The sequence below is a fragment of the Vibrio sp. 1288 genome, from assembly GCF_033344475.1.
This window is the reverse complement of record NZ_JAWPOX010000494.1, coordinates 1-718: the sequence shown is the minus strand read 5'-3', so window position 1 is coordinate 718 and position 718 is coordinate 1. Positions and strand designations below refer to the sequence as shown.

Below are 718 nucleotides of genomic sequence, written 5' to 3'. Positions count from 1 at the left end.
GACAAAGCGATCCATTGTTGAATCGCTCTATCATAACGTCATTAATAAAATCAGGCTAATCCAGGAAACAAGTTACGTAAGCCGTTTGCAATAAACTCGATGCCTAGCGCTCCAAGAATCAAACCCATGATACGTGTGATCACGTTGATGCCTGTTTGACCCAAGAAACGAACGATCAAAGGTGCCGAACGAAATAGCAACCAAGAACAAAGGCAAAACAGACCAATCGTGATAACGATGCCCACGGTATCGAACATACTTGGGTAACGCGCGCCATAAACGATTGTTGAGCTGATTGCACCAGGACCAGCCATTAGTGGCATCGCTAGTGGTACAACGCCGATCTGTTCGCGGCTAACGTACTCAGATTTTTCTTGTTTGTTCTGCTTATCCTCACCGAGCTTACCGCTCATCATCGAAAAGGCGATGCTTAACAGCAGCAAGCCACCCGCCACTCGGAATGAATCCAGTGAAATACTGAACATATCCAACAGTAACTGACCTGCAAGCAGGGAAATGATCAGGATCACGGCCACTGCCACATTGGCTGTTGTCGCGGTTTTGATCTTTTCTTCTGGTGTCATATGTCCGCTTAAAGACACGAAAACAGGCATGATGCCTACAGGGTTAACGGCGGCAACCAACCCCAAGAAAAACTGCAGGAAAATGGCTAGCTCTAAAGTCTGCATATTGCGTACTCGTAAATGTTCACATTAGT

General features: G+C 46.2%; 1 protein-coding gene. It reads right to left on the bottom strand.

All coding sequences use genetic code 11. From position 1 onward, the window contains the following. Positions 1-50 precede the first annotated feature (50 nt). Entirely contained in the window at positions 51-689 is a 639-nt protein-coding gene (locus tag R8O11_RS27605) for a YchE family NAAT transporter (RefSeq protein WP_005461786.1), read from the bottom strand. Between the last annotated feature and the right edge of the window lie 29 nt (positions 690-718).

Bases quoted from the DNA above. Each gene is read 5' to 3' on its own strand.
- R8O11_RS27605 (WP_005461786.1), bottom strand. From the start codon at position 689: ATGCAGACTTTAGAGCTAGCCATTTTCCTGCAGTTTTTCTTGGGGTTG.